This window comes from Flavobacterium sp. (genome assembly GCF_039930565.1).
In the GTDB taxonomy this organism is placed as follows: domain Bacteria; phylum Bacteroidota; class Bacteroidia; order Flavobacteriales; family Flavobacteriaceae; genus Flavobacterium.
In genome coordinates, this window is the sequence record NZ_JBDTTP010000033.1 from 22,905 (window position 1) to 41,069 (window position 18,165).

Annotated in this window: 16 protein-coding genes; 5 read left to right on the forward strand and 11 right to left on the reverse strand. The window is 33.6% G+C overall.

Going from position 1 to position 18,165, the window contains the following annotated elements; all coding sequences use genetic code 11:
• Positions 1–37: 37 nt before the first annotated feature.
• Positions 38–1,018, forward strand: a complete 981-nt coding sequence (locus ABI657_RS10070; protein ID WP_348097128.1) for an SMP-30/gluconolactonase/LRE family protein — start codon at positions 38–40, stop codon at positions 1,016–1,018.
• Between the two features lie 59 nt (positions 1,019–1,077).
• On the opposite strand, the gene galA is transcribed toward ABI657_RS10070, so the two are convergent.
• From galA to ABI657_RS10095, 5 genes are all read right to left on the reverse strand, one after another.
• Complete coding sequence (gene galA / locus ABI657_RS10075; protein WP_348097129.1) at positions 1,078–3,900, reverse strand: beta-galactosidase GalA; 2,823 nt, start codon at positions 3,898–3,900, stop codon at positions 1,078–1,080.
• 173 nt (positions 3,901–4,073) lie between these two features.
• Positions 4,074–6,473, reverse strand: a complete 2,400-nt coding sequence (locus tag ABI657_RS10080; protein ID WP_348097130.1) for a glycoside hydrolase family 31 protein — start codon at positions 6,471–6,473, stop codon at positions 4,074–4,076.
• Positions 6,474–6,672: 199 nt separating this feature from the next.
• Positions 6,673–8,577 carry a 1,4-alpha-glucan branching protein GlgB gene (gene glgB / locus ABI657_RS10085; RefSeq protein WP_348097131.1) on the reverse strand — a complete coding sequence of 635 codons (1,905 nt, stop codon included), beginning with the start codon at positions 8,575–8,577 and terminating at the stop codon, positions 6,673–6,675.
• 339 nt (positions 8,578–8,916) lie between these two features.
• On the reverse strand, positions 8,917–10,197 hold the full coding sequence (locus tag ABI657_RS10090) for a glucose-1-phosphate adenylyltransferase (protein WP_348097132.1): 1,281 nt from the start codon (positions 10,195–10,197) through the stop codon (positions 8,917–8,919).
• Positions 10,187–11,614, reverse strand: a complete 1,428-nt coding sequence (locus ABI657_RS10095) for a glycogen synthase (RefSeq protein WP_348097133.1) — start codon at positions 11,612–11,614, stop codon at positions 10,187–10,189. Before ABI657_RS10095 ends, ABI657_RS10090 begins: the two co-directional genes overlap by 11 nt.
• 131 nt (positions 11,615–11,745) lie before the next feature.
• Between ABI657_RS10095 and ABI657_RS10100 the strand changes: the two genes are divergently transcribed.
• The 4 genes from ABI657_RS10100 to ABI657_RS10115 all read left to right on the forward strand — a co-directional run bounded on the left by ABI657_RS10100 (position 11,746) and on the right by ABI657_RS10115 (position 14,213).
• Positions 11,746–12,609 (forward strand): alpha/beta hydrolase, encoded by an 864-nt coding sequence (locus tag ABI657_RS10100; protein WP_348097134.1) that lies wholly within the window; start codon positions 11,746–11,748, stop codon positions 12,607–12,609.
• A 10-nt stretch (positions 12,610–12,619) separates the two neighbouring features.
• Entirely contained in the window at positions 12,620–13,270 is a 651-nt protein-coding gene (locus ABI657_RS10105) for an endonuclease III (RefSeq protein ID WP_348097135.1), read from the forward strand.
• An 86-nt stretch (positions 13,271–13,356) separates the two neighbouring features.
• A complete protein-coding gene (locus ABI657_RS10110; protein ID WP_348097136.1) occupies positions 13,357–13,683 on the forward strand; it encodes a metalloregulator ArsR/SmtB family transcription factor in 327 nt (108 codons plus the stop codon).
• Positions 13,684–13,739: 56 nt separating this feature from the next.
• Positions 13,740–14,213: a DUF6428 family protein gene (locus ABI657_RS10115; protein ID WP_348097137.1), complete on the forward strand. Its 474-nt coding sequence runs from the start codon at positions 13,740–13,742 to the stop codon at positions 14,211–14,213.
• On the opposite strand, the gene ABI657_RS10120 is transcribed toward ABI657_RS10115, so the two are convergent.
• The 6 genes from ABI657_RS10120 to ABI657_RS10145 form a co-directional block, all read right to left on the reverse strand.
• Positions 14,163–14,396, reverse strand: coding sequence for a hypothetical protein (locus ABI657_RS10120; RefSeq protein WP_348097138.1), 234 nt, complete (start codon positions 14,394–14,396; stop codon positions 14,163–14,165). The two genes, ABI657_RS10115 and ABI657_RS10120, sit on opposite strands and share 51 nt — an antisense overlap.
• Positions 14,397–14,560: 164 nt before the next feature.
• Entirely contained in the window at positions 14,561–15,400 is an 840-nt protein-coding gene (locus ABI657_RS10125; RefSeq protein ID WP_348097139.1) for an alpha/beta fold hydrolase, read from the reverse strand.
• Between the two features lie 202 nt (positions 15,401–15,602).
• Positions 15,603–16,151 carry a hypothetical protein gene (locus tag ABI657_RS10130; protein ID WP_348097140.1) on the reverse strand — a complete coding sequence of 183 codons (549 nt, stop codon included), beginning with the start codon at positions 16,149–16,151 and terminating at the stop codon, positions 15,603–15,605.
• Between the two features lie 714 nt (positions 16,152–16,865).
• Positions 16,866–17,246 carry a VOC family protein gene (locus ABI657_RS10135; RefSeq protein ID WP_348097141.1) on the reverse strand — a complete coding sequence of 127 codons (381 nt, stop codon included), beginning with the start codon at positions 17,244–17,246 and terminating at the stop codon, positions 16,866–16,868.
• Positions 17,247–17,257: 11 nt separating this feature from the next.
• A complete protein-coding gene (locus tag ABI657_RS10140; protein WP_348097143.1) occupies positions 17,258–17,332 on the reverse strand; it encodes a VOC family protein in 75 nt (24 codons plus the stop codon).
• Between the two features lie 295 nt (positions 17,333–17,627).
• Positions 17,628–17,978 carry a nuclear transport factor 2 family protein gene (locus ABI657_RS10145; RefSeq protein WP_348097142.1) on the reverse strand — a complete coding sequence of 117 codons (351 nt, stop codon included), beginning with the start codon at positions 17,976–17,978 and terminating at the stop codon, positions 17,628–17,630.
• Between the last annotated feature and the right edge of the window lie 187 nt (positions 17,979–18,165).

Sequence of the window (18,165 nt, forward strand, 5' to 3'; positions counted from 1 at the left end):
CAATGTCAATACCGACAAATAATTTAAATTAATAAAAATGAAAAATACAATTTTGATTGCAGCATTTTCAATTCTTTTCCTGTCTTGTGACAGTGAAAAAAAATCAACAGAAACTTCGGTTTCATTCCAAAACAAATATATCATAACGGATGTCGGACTTTATCCGGAGGGAATTGATTACGATTCTAAAAATGAAAGATTTCTGTTTAGTTCCTTACAGAAGGGAGCTGTATATGCAATGAATACAAAAGGACAACTTTCGGTTTTTGCTACAAGCAGCAAACTCGTTTTACCAACAGGAGTTTATACAGATGAAGCCAGAAACAGATTAATTGTGGCTAATGCCGATTTGGGTATCTCGCAAAAAAGCACAGCAACAAGCGCTGGTTCAATAGCTACTGTGAGTGTTTTCAACCTTACTTCCGGTGAATTGATCAAAGAAATAGACTTGAAGAATTTTACACCTAATGCAGGTTCTTGCCCAAATGATATTGCCGTAGACTTACAAGGTAATATCTACATTACTGATTCATTTTCTCCTGTTATTTATAAATTAGATTCAAATTATGCTGCTTCCATATTTGCAACCAATACTTTGTTTCAGCCCAAACCAAATGAATTTGGTTTAAACGGAATAGTTTTTCATCCGGATGGTTATCTGTTGGTTGCCAAAACCGATACTTCTAAATTATTGAAAATATCACTGTCAAATCCCGCCAGCATTACTGAGGTTGAAGGAACTACATTTAGTGCTCCGGATGGTATCGAATTTGATAAAAATAATAATTTGGTGGTTGTTGAAAATGGATTAGCATTAGGCAAAACATATACTTTGTCAGGCAAAAATAACTGGACAAGTGCTGTCAAAATAAGTGAAACCACTATTGGAAAAGAGGATTTTCCAACAACAGCTGCTTTAGCTTCAGATGGAAATGTGTATGTCATCAGTTCAAAATTAGGCAAACTTTTATCCGGAGATAAAAGTCAGTCGGCTTATGCTATTCAAAGAATAAAATAAGTTTTTTGTTTAAAGTTTCAGGTTAGTTACAACAAACATTGCGAACCTGAAACTTTAAACTATTTTTTAACTAAGGTTCCTTTTTTTAGTCCTTTGGCTGTAGCCGATAATATAACTTCGGAAGTATTTTCATCCTTCTCGATGATAATTTGGGCATAACCATTAAATAATTTTCTTTTCCACTGCTCAGCTGGCGTAATTACCTGAATGATTCCGGGATCTGTATTCATAACATCCCATTCTTTTGCTTTTTGCAAAGGTGGGGCAATAATCTGAATAGTATTTGTTCCCTGCTTCAAAAAAATAGAATTAAAAATATACTTTTGAGGATCTTCAGTACTTGGAGCAATTTTATTTCCGTTAACAAAAACTACTGCATTTAGACCAATTTTTTTGTAAAAAAAACTAACAGTTGAGTTTTTTATAGAATTTGATAGTTCAAATTTGCCTCTGTAAACATAAGAAGGGGCCTGATTCTTATAATCCCTTTCTTTAAAAGCCGGCATCCAATTGTTTTCTGGATCATTAGTATTTTGATCAGTCAAATCAGCAGAAGCTAATTTCTTCTCCTCAAAATTATTTATGGCAACAAGGCTTATGTCATCAATAAATTTATCGTTTTCTAATGAAGTTGGATCACCATTACCTACTCCCAAGATTTTTCCACCTTTTATAGAAAAAATAATTTCATTATTCGCTGTTGGTACATGAAAACCTTTTTTATCCATAACTTCAACTGTTACAACGCTTACATTTGTATTCAAATTATTTTCTTTATCCAAAGAAAGCTGAATATTTTCTGCAATTCCTGTTGTTTTTTTAGTTTCCGTTAAAATCTTTTTTCCGTTTTTATATCCAATCGCTTCTAAAGTTCCAGGAGTATAATTAACCTTCCATTCTAAATGGCTGTTGAGTTCCATTTTCTTTTTTCCGAGACTTTTTTTGTTCACGAAAAGTTCCACTTCGTCACAATTTGAATGTACCCAGACATCGATTTCTTTCCCTTCCATCCCACTCCAATTCCAATGTGGCATGATATGCAAAACAGGATCACTTCCCCACCAGGATTTTAAATAATAAACATTGTCTTTCGGGAAACCGCAAACATCCATCATTCCAAAATAGGATGTAACCGATGGCCAGCCGTATGGAGTTGGTTCTCCCCGATAATCAAAACCGGTCCAAAAAAATACTCCTGCTAAATAAGGCCGTTCATCATAAAACTTCCAGCCTTCCTCGATACTGTAAAAACTTGGTCTAGGTTTTCTGTCATAGGCACTTTGATAATGTTTGGCATCATCAGTGAAATAAACTCCACGGGTGGCAAAAGAAGAACCTTCCTCCGTTCCCATTCCTGGTTGTTGTTTGAATTGATTTCGATGCGCATCAATATCTCCGTTTCCAAGATAATTATACCCCATAATTTCTACAACAGAAGATATTCCGCTTCTGAAACCACTGCTGATTCCAACCGTTACAGGTCTTGTTGTATCCATACTTTTTGTAAATCCCTGCATCACATTTGTGATCCGTTCACCAACAATTCCGCCTTCAATATTCCATTCTTCATTTCCAACCGACCAGCAAAAAATACTTGGATGATTACGATCGCGCTCAATCATTCTTTTTAAATCATTCAAATGGTAATCGTTAATTCCCATTAAACGTGTTTCATCAATTACAAGCATTCCTAATTCGTCACAAGCTTTAAGCAATTCAGGAGTTGGAGGATGATGTGAGCAACGATAGGCATTGGATCCCATCTCTTTCAGTTTTTTGATTCGGAAATACTGCAGTTCATCCGGCAAGGCAGTTCCTATTCCTGCATGGTCCTGATGATTATTTGTACCTTTTAGTTTTACTGATTTTCCGTTAAGAAAAAAACCATTTTCTGCATCAAAACGAATCGTTCTGATTCCGAAAGGCGTTTCATAACTGTCAATTATTTTTCCGTTTTGCTGAATCTGAGTTACCAGTTTATACAAATACGGGGATTCAAGATCCCATAATAACGGGTTTTTCACTTCCAATTTTGAAGTATAATTTGTTGTTTTATAAAATTCGGGAGCTGCTACATTTTCTGTAGTTGTTGCAACTTGCTTGCCCGAAGCATCATATATGTACTGAATTAGTTCAATTGTACCTTTGTAGTTTCCTTTGTTTTGGATTGTAACCTGTGCAGTAACTTCTGCATTATCATTTTTAATTTCAGAAGTAACATAAGTTCCGTTTGTCATAATGTGAATCGGATTGGTTTTCTGCAGATAAACATGCCTGTAAATTCCAGCACCTTCATAAAACCAGCCTTCTTCCATTGAGGCATCAACACGAACGACAATGGTATTTTCTCCACCATAATTTACATAAGCAGAAACATCATATTCAAATCCGTTATAGCCGCTTTGTTCCGTTCCCAGATAATATCCGTTAAAAAAGACTTTCGAATTCCTAAAAACACCATCGAATTTTAAAGAGATTATTTTACCATTGTCTGTTTCGGGAATATTTATTTTTTTTCGGTACCATCCAATATTCTTTTCTGGAAAACCTTTTCCTGCTGTTTTAAAACCATGACTAAAACTTGCTTTTTCACTAAATGATTGTTCCACTGCCCAATCATGAGGTAAATCTAATTTTCTCCAGGCGCGATCATCAAATCCCTGTGCTGCAGGCCCATCCCCATATCCTGTTTTAGTTAAGTAAGAGAAATAACCTGTGGCATGACTAAAATCTTTTTCGGTATCGTACTGATGACCAAAATTGAAAGTCCAGTCTTTGTCAATTAAAAGTAAATCCCTTTCAGATTTATTTTGTGCCTGTGTATAAGAGAATATTAAACAAATAAAATAAAGCCAGCTTTGATGAAGTGAAATAGATTTCATAGTAATTCCGGTTAATTTGATAGTTAAGCAAAGTTGATAAAGATATCATTTTTGGTGTACCGGAATTAATAGTATTTTATCAAAATATGATAATTAAGGAGCTTCAAAAAAATAAAAAGCGAAACTTCATTTTTTGATGTTTCGCCTTTTATAATAATCTTAAAAATAATCCTTTATTCTCCGCTGATATGAAGTTCATTAAACTCTTTGTCAACAATTAAGAAGTGATTCAATTCAAAACTACCCGAATCAAATTCGACTATTTCATTATCGATTTCTATTTGAGTAACTTTAAATGGCAATCCAATTAAATTGATTTTATATTTACTGTAAGCTGTGTCGTATTTACCTTCCTTATGTAATTGAATAATCAGTTCTTTTTCTTTTCCAATAGTCCTGAAAGATAAAAAACTGTAGCGCCCCTTTTTATAATCGTAGCCATCCTGAGCATCTTCATACACTACCGATTTTTCTTTACCATTTTTATAATACAAATCGAGAGTCAGTTCATCAAATTCAAGTTCCCCAACATATTGTTGTACCGGATATTTTGGAATGATGGCTCCTGCTTTTACAAAAAGTGGAATTTCATCGAATTTAGTATCAATCCAAACTTCCCTTCCGCCGGATAAAAATTCATTTGTCCAGTAGTTATACCACTCGCCTCTTGGAATATACATTCTTCTTCCTAAGGAATTAGGTTCCAGAATAGGACATACTAATATTTGTTCTCCAAATATAAATTCATCATTGCGATAATGTGTCTGAATATCATCCTGATCGTAATAGACCAAAGGTTTTAGCATTGGAATACCTTCTTCAATATATTGCCAGAACATGGTATACAAATAAGGTAACAACTGATAACGTAAATTCACGAACTTTCTAGTTATGTTAATTACTTCTTCATCAAAAGCCCATGGTTCCTGATTTCCATGATCGCCAGATGAATGTGTTCTACAAAAAGGATGAAAAACGCCTAATTGAATCCAACGTGCATATAATTCACCTGTTGGCTGTTCTGCAAAACCTCCAATGTCAGAACCGGTAAAACCCATTCCGGAAATACACATTCTTTGTACCTGAATATTGGCTATCCATAAATGTTCCCAGGTTGCTACATTATCTCCTGTCCAGGATGAAGTGTAGCGCTGAGCACCTGAATAGGCTGATCGGGTAATTACAAATGGGCGTTTTGGATAAGCAAACCGCTTCACACCATGATAAGTTGCCCTGGCCATTTGGGTACCATAAATATTATGTGCCTTTCTGTGGCTACAAGGATTACCATCATAATCATGACGAACATCCATCGGAAAAGTTTTATTTGGAACCTCCATAACAGCTGGTTCATTCATATCATTCCATACTCCCTTTACGCCAATATCCGAAATTAATTCCTTGAATAATCCTGCCCACCATTCACGGACAACCGGATTTGTATAATCAGGAAAATTACATTCGCCCGGCCATACTTTTCCTTTCATATAAGGCCCATCGGCTCTTTTGCAAAAATAATCTTTCTCCAATCCTTCCTGATACACCCAATAATCCTTGTCAATTTTAATTCCCGGATCTATGATTACAACGGTTTTAAAACCATCTTCGGCTAATTCAGCCACCATTTTCTTTGGATCAGGAAAATATTCTTTATTCCAGGTAAAACATCTAAAACCTTCCATGTAATCAATATCCAGATAAATGGCATCGCACGGAATTTTTAATTCCCTAAATTTAGAAGTGATTTCTTTGACCTTGCTTTCAGGATAATAGCTCCATTTACATTGATGGTATCCTAAAACCCAAAGTGGCGGCAATTCCGGCTTACCAGTTAAATCGGTATAAGTTGTTACCACATCCTGCATTTGTGGACCGTAAATAAAATAATAGTTCATTTCACCGCCTTCAGCCCAAAAGCTTGTTACATTTCGTCTTTCCTGACAAAAATCAAAAAAAGTCCTAAATGTATTGTCAAAGAAAATACCGTAAGATTGTTTGTTTTGCAAACCGATATAAAATGGGACTACTTTATACAAAGGTTCCTGGTCTTTTTGATAAGCATATTGGTCAGTAGCAAAGTTTTCTACTCTTTTGCCTTTTAAATTCATTTGAGTAGCTTTATCTCCAAGACCGTAAAAACATTCTCCGTCTTTAGAAGACTTGCTCATTTTTACAATATTCCCACCATATTCATAGCTTTCTTCCCAATGAAATCCAAGTTCATCTTCCAGAATCAGCTGATCATCCAAATTAAAAATTGATAATCGAAGATCTATTTTCTGAATTTTACATTTTACCTTACTGGTTCTGATCTGAAAAAAAGTTTCCTCTTCTGTAAGTTCAAGAAAATTATAGCCATGCAGCTGGGTTTTATCGATTGCATATGAAAAATCGTTGCTAAAATAACCTTTAGTTGTAAATCGGAAACGAATTAAACTATCCCTAAGAACAGTAACTTTCAGGATTACTTTATTGTCCGTATTGAAAAAAATGGTATCACCCTGATGTTCAAACGACACAATTTTTGATGGATATAAATCTCCTTTGTATTCTAATTGTGTATTTACAATCATATTGCTGATGAATTAATTAAGCCGAATTAAGTTTGTTTTCAAACATACAAAAAAACTAAGTAAGCCCCTATGAATATTAGGTTTATTCACGAAAACGTTTTTTTTGATTTAGTGATAAATTCAATATAGAAAAATCAATAATTCAGTAATTTATAACTTAAAAATTGGTTAAATGACAAGTGTTAAATACGTGACTTCACTATTCAAAAGAATAAATCGTAACACTTAATGGAGGTAAAATTAATTCAACAGAATAATCCCTGCCATCATAAGGCGATGAATCAATGTTCAATATTCCTGAATTGCCAACCCCACTTCCTCCATAAATTGGTGAATCACTGTTGAATATTTCTTTTAATTTTCCTTTTACAGGAATTCCAATTCTATAATTTTCACGGACAACAGGAGTAAAATTACATACAATAATTAAATTTTCCTGTGAATTATTCCCTTTACGGATATACGATAAAACAGCATTCTGATGATCGGAATAATTAATCCATTCGAAACCTTCACCGCTAAACTGCTTTTCATACAATGCCGGTTGCGATTTATACAGTGCATTTAAATCGGTAATAACTTTTTTAATTCCAATATGATAGTCGTATTGCAGTAAATGCCAATCCAGGCTATTTTCGAAATTCCATTCGGCAGTTTGTCCAAATTCTGAACCCATGAATAATAATTTAGTTCCGGGATGCGTAAACATGTAGCCGTAAAGCAATCTTAGATTAGCAAATTTCTGCCATTCGTCTCCGGGCATTTTATTAGCAATCGATTGTTTTCCGTAAACCACTTCATCATGTGAAAAAGGCAGCATGAAGTTTTCAGTAAAGGCATATGTCATCGAAAAAGTCAAATCGTTTTGATGGTACTTTCTATATATGGTATCCTTTTGGAAATATTGTAAAGTATCATGCATCCATCCCATCATCCATTTCATTCCGAAACCTAATCCTCCTGTAAATGTTGGTCTGGAAACCATTGGAAATGACGTACTTTCTTCTGCAATTGTCTGAACACCATCAAAATTGGCATAAATAACTTCATTGAATTCTTTAAGAAAACTAATCGTATCCAGATTTTCCCTTCCACCATAAATATTAGGCTCCCATTCGCCTTCATTTCTGGAATAATCCAAATATAACATGGAAGCTACAGCATCAACCCGCAGACCATCAATATGATAATAGTGCAGCCAAAAGACAGCATTACTGATTAAAAAGGCACGAACTTCATTACGCCCGTAATTGAAAACAAGGCTTTTCCAATCCGGATGATAGCCTTTTCTGCGGTCAGGATGTTCATATAAATGTGAGCCGTCAAAAAATCCTAAACCGTGCGCATCATCAGGAAAATGCGATGGCACCCAGTCCAAAATCACACCAATTCCTGCCTGATGCAATTTATCTACCAACACCATAAAATCCTGAGGTTTCCCAAAACGGGAGGTTGGTGCAAAATATCCAACCAATTGATAACCCCATGAAGGATCATATGGATATTCCATTACCGGCATAAATTCTACATGCGTAAAACCTGTCTCTTTGACATAAGCTACTAAATCATCGGCTAATTCCAAATACGTTAAAAAACGATTATGATCGCCACGTTTCCAGGAGCCTAAATGTACTTCGTAAACCGAATAGGGTTTGTCTAACGCATTATGCTGCTGCCGCGACTGCATCCAAGTTTCATCTTTCCAGCTATAATCTAAATCCCATACTACAGAAGCTGTATGAGGCGGTTTTTCGCAGTATAAAGAAAAAGGATCTGCTTTTTCGGTTAGAACTCCGTCAATACTGGACTGGATTTTATATTTGTAAACGGCACCTTTGGCTAAATTCGGAATAAAACCTTCCCAAATCCCCGAAGAATCCCAACGTACCTGAAGTAAATGCTCGCCTTGTGTCCAGTAATTAAAATCTCCAACTACTGAAACTGATTGTGCAGTAGGTGCCCAAACTGCAAAATAAACGCCTTTCACTCCATTAACTTCCACTAAGTGTGCACCCAGCTTTTCGTATAATTTGAAGTGTTTCCCTGCTTTGAATAAGTCGATATCAAAATCAGTAAATAGAGAATGCGTAATAACGTTGGACATATGTTTTTAGTTCTTAGTGATTAGTACTTAGTACTTAGTAATTAGTGGCTAGTACCTCGTGATTATTAATTAGTACTTAATTGATAGTTAATAGCTGTTAGTCATTGGTAATTATATGAGTTTAGTTTAGTTCCTTGTAATTAGTTTTAATAATAGCTCTTAGTTCTTGATTCTCGGCAATTATTATTAAGTAATTAATATTCTTTTAAAGAACATTTAATGAATTTTCATGATCAAGGTCACAAGACTAATCCCAAATTACTCTTTACTAATTTGCTATAAACAAATAGCTAAAGATTAAGAACTAATCACCAGGGACTAATTACTAAGGACTAAAAATTAATCTATCCTAAAATTATCAGGGAGAACAGCGCCTTTTTTAATCACAACAATACCATCTTTAATGGTATACAAATCATTGGTGAAATTTTCCAGATGCTTACCTCCGTTAATGTGAACATTATTTCCAATGCGAACATTTTTATCAACCAAAGCATTTTTTATAAAGCAATTTTCTCCTATTCCAACATGATTTTTATTATTATGTGTGTCCTGATTCATTTCATCAAGATCCTGATAAAAATCATTACCCATTACATACGAATGCTGAATTACAGTTCCGTTGCCTATTCGGGAACGAATACCAATTACAGAACTTTTGATTTCCTGTGCATTGATGATACAACCTTCAGAAATTAAGGATTGATTGATATTAGAGTCTCTGAATTTTGAAGGAGGTAATAATCTTGGACGGGTAAAAATCTTATTTTCATTATCAAACAGATTAAACTCAGGAATATCTGCTGTCAGACCAATATTAGCTTCAAAAAATGATTCTATATTTCCAATATCTGTCCAATATCCTTCGTACTGATAGCTTAGGATTTTATGTTTGCCCACGGCCTGCGGAATGATTTCTTTTCCAAAATCTTTTGTATCGGGGTCAGCCATCAAATCTTCTAACAATTGACGATTGAAGATGTAGATTCCCATTGAGGCTAAATATTTTTTTCCCTGAGCCTGCATTTGTTCGCTAACCTCAGATTCCCATTGAGGCAAAAGCGATGCATTTGGCTTTTCGATAAAAGCCTCAATACAGCTTTCATGATTGGTTTTAAGAATTCCAAATTCAGGAGCATCTTTAGCATTTACCGGTAAAGTAGCGATAGAAATTGCGGCGTCAGCTGCAATATGGGCTTCCAGCATTTCGTTAAAATCCATTTGGTACAACTGATCACCTGATAAAATTAAGGCGTATTCAAAATCATGTTTTAAAAAATGCGACATACACTGACGAACGGCATCTGCTGTACCCTGAAACCAGGTGGGATTATCAGGAGTTTGCTCAGCTGCTAAAATATCTACAAATGACTGGCTGAAAATGCTGAAATTGAAGGTGTTTTTGATGTGTGCATTTAAGGAAGCTGAATTAAATTGAGTCAATACAAATATTTTAAAGATATCTGAATTGATGCAATTGGATATCGGAATATCTACCAGTCTGTATTTTCCACCAATTGGAACAGCAGGTTTTGACCTTGTTTCTGTTAAAGGATACAAACGCGACCCCTGACCGCCTCCTAAAATAATGGCTACTACTCCTTTTTTATTAGTTTTCATTTTTCTGAATTATTTGATTGTATATTTCTATATATTCCTGACAAACTCTTTCCCACGAATGATCAATTGCCATTCCTTTTTCTCTTATTTTATTGAATTCTTCAGCATCTGCATACAATTTTACGGCACGGTTAATAGAATAAAAAATATCCCCCACCGATGCCTGATCGTGGCAAATTCCGTTTCCATTATCCCCAAAATCAATTACCGTATCACGCAAACCTCCTGTTTTCCTCACAATCGGAACTGTTCCGTAACGTAAGGCATACATCTGGTTCAATCCGCATGGTTCTACTCTGGATGGCATCAAAATAAAATCAGAGCCTGCATAAATAAGGTGCGATAATTCTTCATTATATCCGATAAATACATTGTAATTTCCTTTATATTGTTCTTTTAATTGTAATAATTGTGTTTCAATTTCCGGATTTCCGGACCCCAAAATCAGAATATTGATCTTTTGTAAATTCTCAGATAAAGCTAATGCAGAAGCCTGAGGCAAAAGATCACCGCCTTTTTCCTCAAACAATCGCCCAATAAAGCTAAACAATGGTTGTGTTGGATCTAAGTCAAAACGTTCGCATAATTTTTCTTTATTCTTTTGTTTTCCAGTTTTAAAATCCTCAATAGAAAAATGTTTTTCGAGCATTTTATCGGTTAATGGATTCCAGACTTCAATATCTATTCCGTTTAAAATACCTATTGATTTGCTGCGTACCTTATTAAATAAGGATTCCAGTCCGTTTGCTGAAACATTGATTTCATCCAGATAACTAGGCGAAACAGTCGTAACGGCATGCGCACATTTAACTGCTACAGCCAATGAATTCAACGAATTATTCCATTCTAAAAATCCGGCATGACGGACATCAAATTCAGGCAGATAATTCATTTTATCATAATCAAACCAACCCTGGTACAAACCATTATGAATGGTAATAACCGTCCTTACATTACTTAAGACTTCATATTTATAACTGTATTTAAGCATAAATGGAATCAATCCCGTATGATGATCGTGGCAATTGATGACATCCGGAATTATATTTTCAGCCAAAATCCAATCTAAAGCCGCAATTTGAAAAGATAAAAACCGCTCAATATCATCTTCATATCCATATACATTGGGGCGGTCAAATAATTCTTTAATTTCAATCAGGTACAATTCATAACCCAACTTATCAGTGCTTTCTTTTAATACACTAAATGGAAAGTCAAAATTTCCTAATTTGACATTTCCGGAATATACATTTTCAAAAACATTTTCTTTTTTAAACTTTGTATCATAACCCGGAACCACTACCCTGACCTGATGCCCTGCATTTTTCTGATACTTTGGCAATGCTCCGACAACATCAGCCAAGCCTCCCACTTTTGCCATTGGGTAACATTCTGCACTTATGTGAAATATTTCCATTTAGAAATCAAATAATTAGAATAAATTGTAATTTAAATTATACCGAACACTTTCATATTTGTGGTACTTTTATGTTTTTTAAATTTAGGAAAAATAAAATAAAATAGAGACTCCAAATAAAATTTATTGATATGCCAAAAAAGAAGCCTAATCCTACGCAATCTTTAAAAATTCCACAATTTATTATTGTTACAACCAAGATATGTGCTCTTATATCTTCTAAATTAGTTACTAAATATGCGGCAAAGCTTTTTACAACTCCAATAAAACATAAGATTCCTAAAAGAGAATTGGATATGGATTCAAAAAGCAGTCAAAATACTTTACATGTTCCATCCATTAATAAAAAGATTGTGGTGTATGAATATGGAGAAAGTGTGAAAAAAGTTTTGCTTGTACACGGATGGTCAGGACGGGGAACACAATTGTTTAAAATTGCCGATGTTTTAATAGAAAATGGATTTTCTGCTGTGAGTTTTGATGCTCCGGCTCACGGAAAATCAGAAGGAAAGACAACCATAATGTCTGAATTTATTGAATCAGTTCTGGAAATTGAAAAGCGATATGGCCCTTTTGAGTTTGCTATTGGCCATTCATTAGGCGGAATGTCGGTTTTAAATGCAATTAAAAATGGCCTGAATGTAAAAAAGGCAGTTATTATTGGCAGTGGTGATATTGTCCAGGATATTTTGAATGAATTTATTTTTAAATTGGGATTAAAACCCGAAATTAGTATTCGACTGCGTGATTATTTTGAAAACAAATATCAGGTTAAGATGGATGATTTTTCAGCTTACAAAGCAGTAGAAAAAATTGAAATTCCGGTTTTGGTAATTCATGACAATGATGATCCGGAAGTTCCCGTAAAAGCGGGAATTCACATTCATAAACATCTAAAAAACGGTGTCTTATTTTTAACAGAAGGTTTAGGACATCGAAAGCTGTTAGGAAATCAGACTGTTATTCAAAAAATTGTTGAATTCATTCAACCCTAAAATTGTAAAGATGAATTTATTTGAGGAAAACAAAAATTGGGAAAACGATTTAAAACCCATTTTAAAAGAATATAAGGGAAAGAAACATCCTTTGGATTATGAAAATACATATCAATTGCTGGTAATGGTTGTATTGTCAGCCCAGGATTCCGATGCTAATATAAATAATATTGCTCCTGCCCTTTTCGCTAAATTTCCAACTTTAAAAAGTCTTTCAAAAACAGATTCTGAAACTTTTATGCCCTATGTCAGCAAGGTTCGAAATCATGCCACCAAAACTTCATGGCTCTTGGAAATTGCGAAAACAATTCAAAATGATAACGAAATTCCGTTAACCATGAATGGATTGACCGCTTTGAAAGGTCTGGGAAGAAAATCTGCCAATGTCATTTTAAGGGAAACCCATCAGCCAGCCGAAGGAATTATTACCGACTTACACGTAATTAGGGTTGCGCCCAGAATTGGAATCGCAAAAGAAAGCAAAGATGGCAATAAGGTTGAAAAGCAATTGATGGAAGTATTGCCTAAAAAAATGTGGTCAGAAATAGGTATGGCAATATCGTTTCATGGAAGGGAAATATGCAGACCAAAACCAAAATGTGAAGAATGCGTTTTGAATGATATTTGTTATTATTATTTACATCTTAAAAAAGGACTGTGATTAAGATTCCTTTTAAATATTAAAAATGTTATTATTTTATTTTTATAAAAATATTTATCGTAATATTGCAATATAAAAATATTAAAATGGGCGCAACTAAAACAGATCACTTTACAGACAAACAAAATCAGATTGCCATAATTGCAAAAGCCTTGGGACACCCTGCCAGAATTGCCATTATCGAATATCTGCTTAAAGTAAATGCCTGTATCTGCGGTGATATTGTCAATGAGCTGCCTCTTGCCCAGCCTACTGTTTCCCAACATTTAAAAGAACTGAACAACGCCGGACTTATTAAAGGAAATATCGAAGGTAATGCCATTTGTTATTGCATTGATGAAAAAGCCTTTGCTGTTTTGAATGATTATTTTTCTAAAATTATTATAACGGTTACCAATCAAAAATGCTGTTAAACATTTTTTTAGCCAATTAAATCGCAATATTGCAATAAACAACTAAACTTAAAATTATGAAACTTTCAGAAATTAAACAAATACTGAATATTGTTGAAGCAGTAAATTTTCAATTACCAAACGGAAGCTATGTTCCGGAATATTTTCATGTTACTGAAGTCGGTTTAATTACCAAAAACTTCATTGATTGCGGAGGAACGATTCGTAACGAAACTGTTGTGAATTTTCAGCTTTGGGATGCCAATGATTTTGAACATCGTTTAAAACCCCAAAAACTGATTCATATTATCGAACTTTCGGAAAAGATTTTAGGAATAGAAGATTTTGAAATTGAGGTTGAATATCAGAATACTACTATTGGAAAATATGATTTAGGTTTTAATGGAAAAGATTTTTTGTTAATAAACAAACAAACTGCTTGTCTGGCTCAAGAGCAATGTGGAATTCCTGCCGAAAAAACAAAATTGAAACTGACCCAATTAAATTCGGATAGCGGTAATTCCTGCACTCCAGGCGGAAGTTGTTGTTGATGCCAGGAATTTGGTCAGGTAGGAATATTTTAAATTCGAACCTCCTTTGTTTTCATAATAACCGTGACTAAAAATAATTAACTGTTGTTTTATTTTATTGTTGGTATCCGGAATGTAGAAAGTAACTGGTACTTCACGGTTTCTTGAACTGTCGTGTAGGATTATATTATCTATTTTAACCATATAATCAGGGTTGGTCTGATTATTTGCTATTTTCTATTTTTCAACTGCACAATTATCAAATAAGAGGATGATTATAATTGCATGTAGATAGATTCTGTTCATTTTTGATTAAAACTGTGTCAGATTGCACACTTAGCTGACCGTTTTTTTAAACGTTAGTATTTTTATTTACGCTTTTCAAACAGCCATTTTGGAATTTCCTCTGTTATTAAAAACGGAATAATAATGTTATTATGATTCAGATTATTTAAAGTGGTAAAAACCATTTTTTTGTTTGAAGAGAGTTTGTTAAACAATTCAACACTTCCTGCATAAGGATTCTCATCATCTTTTTCTCCGTGAATAAGCCATATATTTTTGCTGCTTAATTTTTTAAGATTAGAAAAATCAGGAACTGCAGCAACAGAAACAACAGCCGCAAATTTGTCTGGCGCCATATTGAGTAAATTTTGTGCTGTTGAACCACCCATAGAATAACCAATCAGGTAAATTCTGTTTGTATCAATGTTGGAATATTCTTTTTCGACATTTTGAATTAATTCCAATAAGGCAAAAACATCTTTTGAAGGTTTTGAGATTGGAATACTATCGCTGTTTTTTTCATAATTGGAAGAACGTTTGCTGAATTGAGGGGCGATAACATAACATTGATATTGAGTGTAAATTTCAGGCCGCAACCAAATTTTGGCAAACGGTTCAAGTTGATTTTCATTATCATTTCCAATTCGGGTCGAATTATGAAAAGTAATTACTAAAGGATATTTTTGTTTATTACTATTATCTTTTGGCGTTAAGAGCCTATAAGGAATTTGTATATCTTCTTTAATAAATATTTTTTTTACAAAGCCATCTGTATTGAGGCTGTTTACTATTTTTCTGTTATTTGCGAAAGTTAAACTATCAACAGTGGTTTCCCTAAACTCTTTTTTCTGTGCAAAAATGAAATTTACAGTTAAAGTCAAAAAAAGTATGACTAGAATTTGTTTTGAGTTTGTTTTGTGCATTTTGGTTTTTATAGAATGTGAATATTTTGGAGCTTTGCGTTCGGGCAGGAAATCGAAGCAAAAAAGTAGATATTATTACTAAAGTTCAATTGAAAAAACTAAAGTTGAATTATGCACTTAGTCTGCCTGACGTAAAGTCATTTTTATAGGTAGGTCTTCTGCTTTAAATTTTAGTATAAATTGCTGTTTTTCATTTATTCTTTTAATTTGTTAGCTTAATATCTGATACATCTCCATCCGATTTTATTTCGATAAATTTCTCGAACCTAAGAGTTTTTTCATCACCATATGCATTTCCACTCCAATCATAATTCGTCAAAATCCAATATCTTCCGGGCTTAATATTCTTAATTTCAAATTTTCCATATTCATTAATGATTGCTGATTTGTAGTATTCCATACACTCATTGGAAAGTTTATAAATTTTGTTTCCATAAGTTGTTTTCTTTCGCATTTTTGCCCATTCTTCTAAGTGTTTGGTCATAGGATAAAGAAATACTTCTTCATTTACATTCATTCTCCAAGTGCTCTTATTCATGTTCCGAATACCAATTTTTGCTTTGGGTGCGTAGTAAGAAATACCTTTAACAATACTCTTGCCGGGTTCTAAAAGGGCTTTAGCCTCTTTTGCATCGAAAGCAGTTTCGGGGCCTGTAATTTGCTGAGCTTTGATTGTTAAGCTCCATAAAAGGCTACTCACAATAAGGACAGTTGTGGAAATCAATTTTAAGGAAGTTTTCGTAATAATCATACTATATTTTTTTAAGATTTATAAAATGCATCAAAATCAGGATTATCTTTTTTCATATTTAGGCTTCTTCTTTTTATGCTTGCCTGTAATGTCTTGGCAGTTGGGACGAATTTTCTCCACCACTAACCACGGAACACCTTATGCAAACATTCAAAAATTTGCAGCATAATTTTAGCATTTTTTATTTGGATTTTGCCATAGAATGCGACGTTTGGGATTAAAGATGCTAGATTTTTCGGTTAAATACAAATTTACCAACTATAAAACTATCTTTAAATCCAGCCTAAAACCCAAATCTCGTAAATAATTCTTTTAGAATATCATTGTTGAAACTAAATAATACAAATACTGATGTGTGTTTCTTCATAATATTTCTTCTAACGTCTTAGGTTTTGCGAAAAAGGGGGTTTCAATGCATAAATGTTTTATAGAAGTACAAATTTCAATTTAGCAATTCTGCCTTTTTTGCTAAATCCTTGTCAGCGGTTCGTTGTTTTCTATTGAATTTTATTCGTTGAGTAGCCTTTTTGAAGTTCAACTAAGTCAAATTTCATAAAGGCCAGGAAGTGTTTAGAAATTAAATGTTCTTTAAAATTTTGGTCATTGGCAAAACACTCCGAAATTATTATTCTTGTTGGGTTTTCAATTTCTTGTTGTATATCGAAGCTGATATTTCCCTTTTCAAGTATTGTAAGTTGCTGTAATTTTTTAAGTTCACTTATTGCAAGTGCGGTTTTTTCTATTTCTTTTATTCTTAAAACTGCGATGGAATAATATGGAGTTTTTTACTTCATTGAGTTCTAATAAGTCCCATAAATTTCTATATAAGTCTTTGAATACAGCTACAGTTCCAAAGTCCTCTTTTTTTGGTTCTCGAACAAACTCAATTCCTTTAATTACCATTTCATTGTAATCCCTCCAAAAATTATCAGAGTTTAAGAATAAAAATACTCTTCCACCCGTTTGGTTTCCAATAAATTCTTGTTGTTCTGGTTTTGAAGCTCCTGCCAATAAAATTGTTGTCCCTGTAGAATTTGGTGGTGCTACTACGACCCATCTTTTGTCTTGTTCTGGTTGATAAATATCTTCAACCAAATCAAACGTAGTTATTTTGTATAAAAATCTATAGCTTCATCATAGTCTTTTACTACTATGGCTATATGAACTATTGATTGTTTCATTCTCAAATATTTGAGTTTATTTTAGTGTGTCGTTCTACAATAACGCGAATATTTCGTGGCTTCAAGAATTGGCGAACTTTGTAACCGCATATTTTACACTAAGCTAGTTTTTCTTTCACAAGAAAAACGTGAATTTACCACATTTCTCGTCATTTCCTGAAACTGCTTTTAATTTCCTGAAACTGCTTTTAGCGGTTCGGGCTTTAGTAAATATTTAAATTATTAATAAGTTGTTTTGAATTATTTTCTAATTTTTGACTTTTCTTTACTTTAAAATTTGCATAATTTATGTTTATTAAATTTCAATATCCATTCTTCGCAATAAGCTGTCTTCTAATGTGTATATATGTTTTACTTTTCCGTCAAATATAACATTGCCTTCCAAGTCTTTTACTATTTGGTGAACAGACACTTCAAATTTTCCATTTGGTCTTTCATTAAATTCAATTGGTTCAACAGTTGGATTTATTTCAGTCCATTGTCTTGTCCAATAATTTCTTATTTCATCGTGTCCACTTACATAACCACCTTCAAATGCTTTTGGCCATTCAACTTCTGAATGAAATGTAGAAAGTGCAGTGTCAATATCTCTTGAATTAAAAGCTGGATATGCTTTTTTAATTAAATTTTCAAAATGTGTTATCATAAGTATTATTTTATATTTTCTGTTTTACATGTATTGAATTGCATTGTTTTCTGCTTTTTTTTAGCCTTAACGCTAAATTTTGGTCGCTTGGCGGATTAAGAAAGCCTAATCTTTCGGTTAATGACTAATTTCCCAAGTACAAAACCATCTTCAAATTAAGCCAAATCCCGCCATATTGCCAAACGAC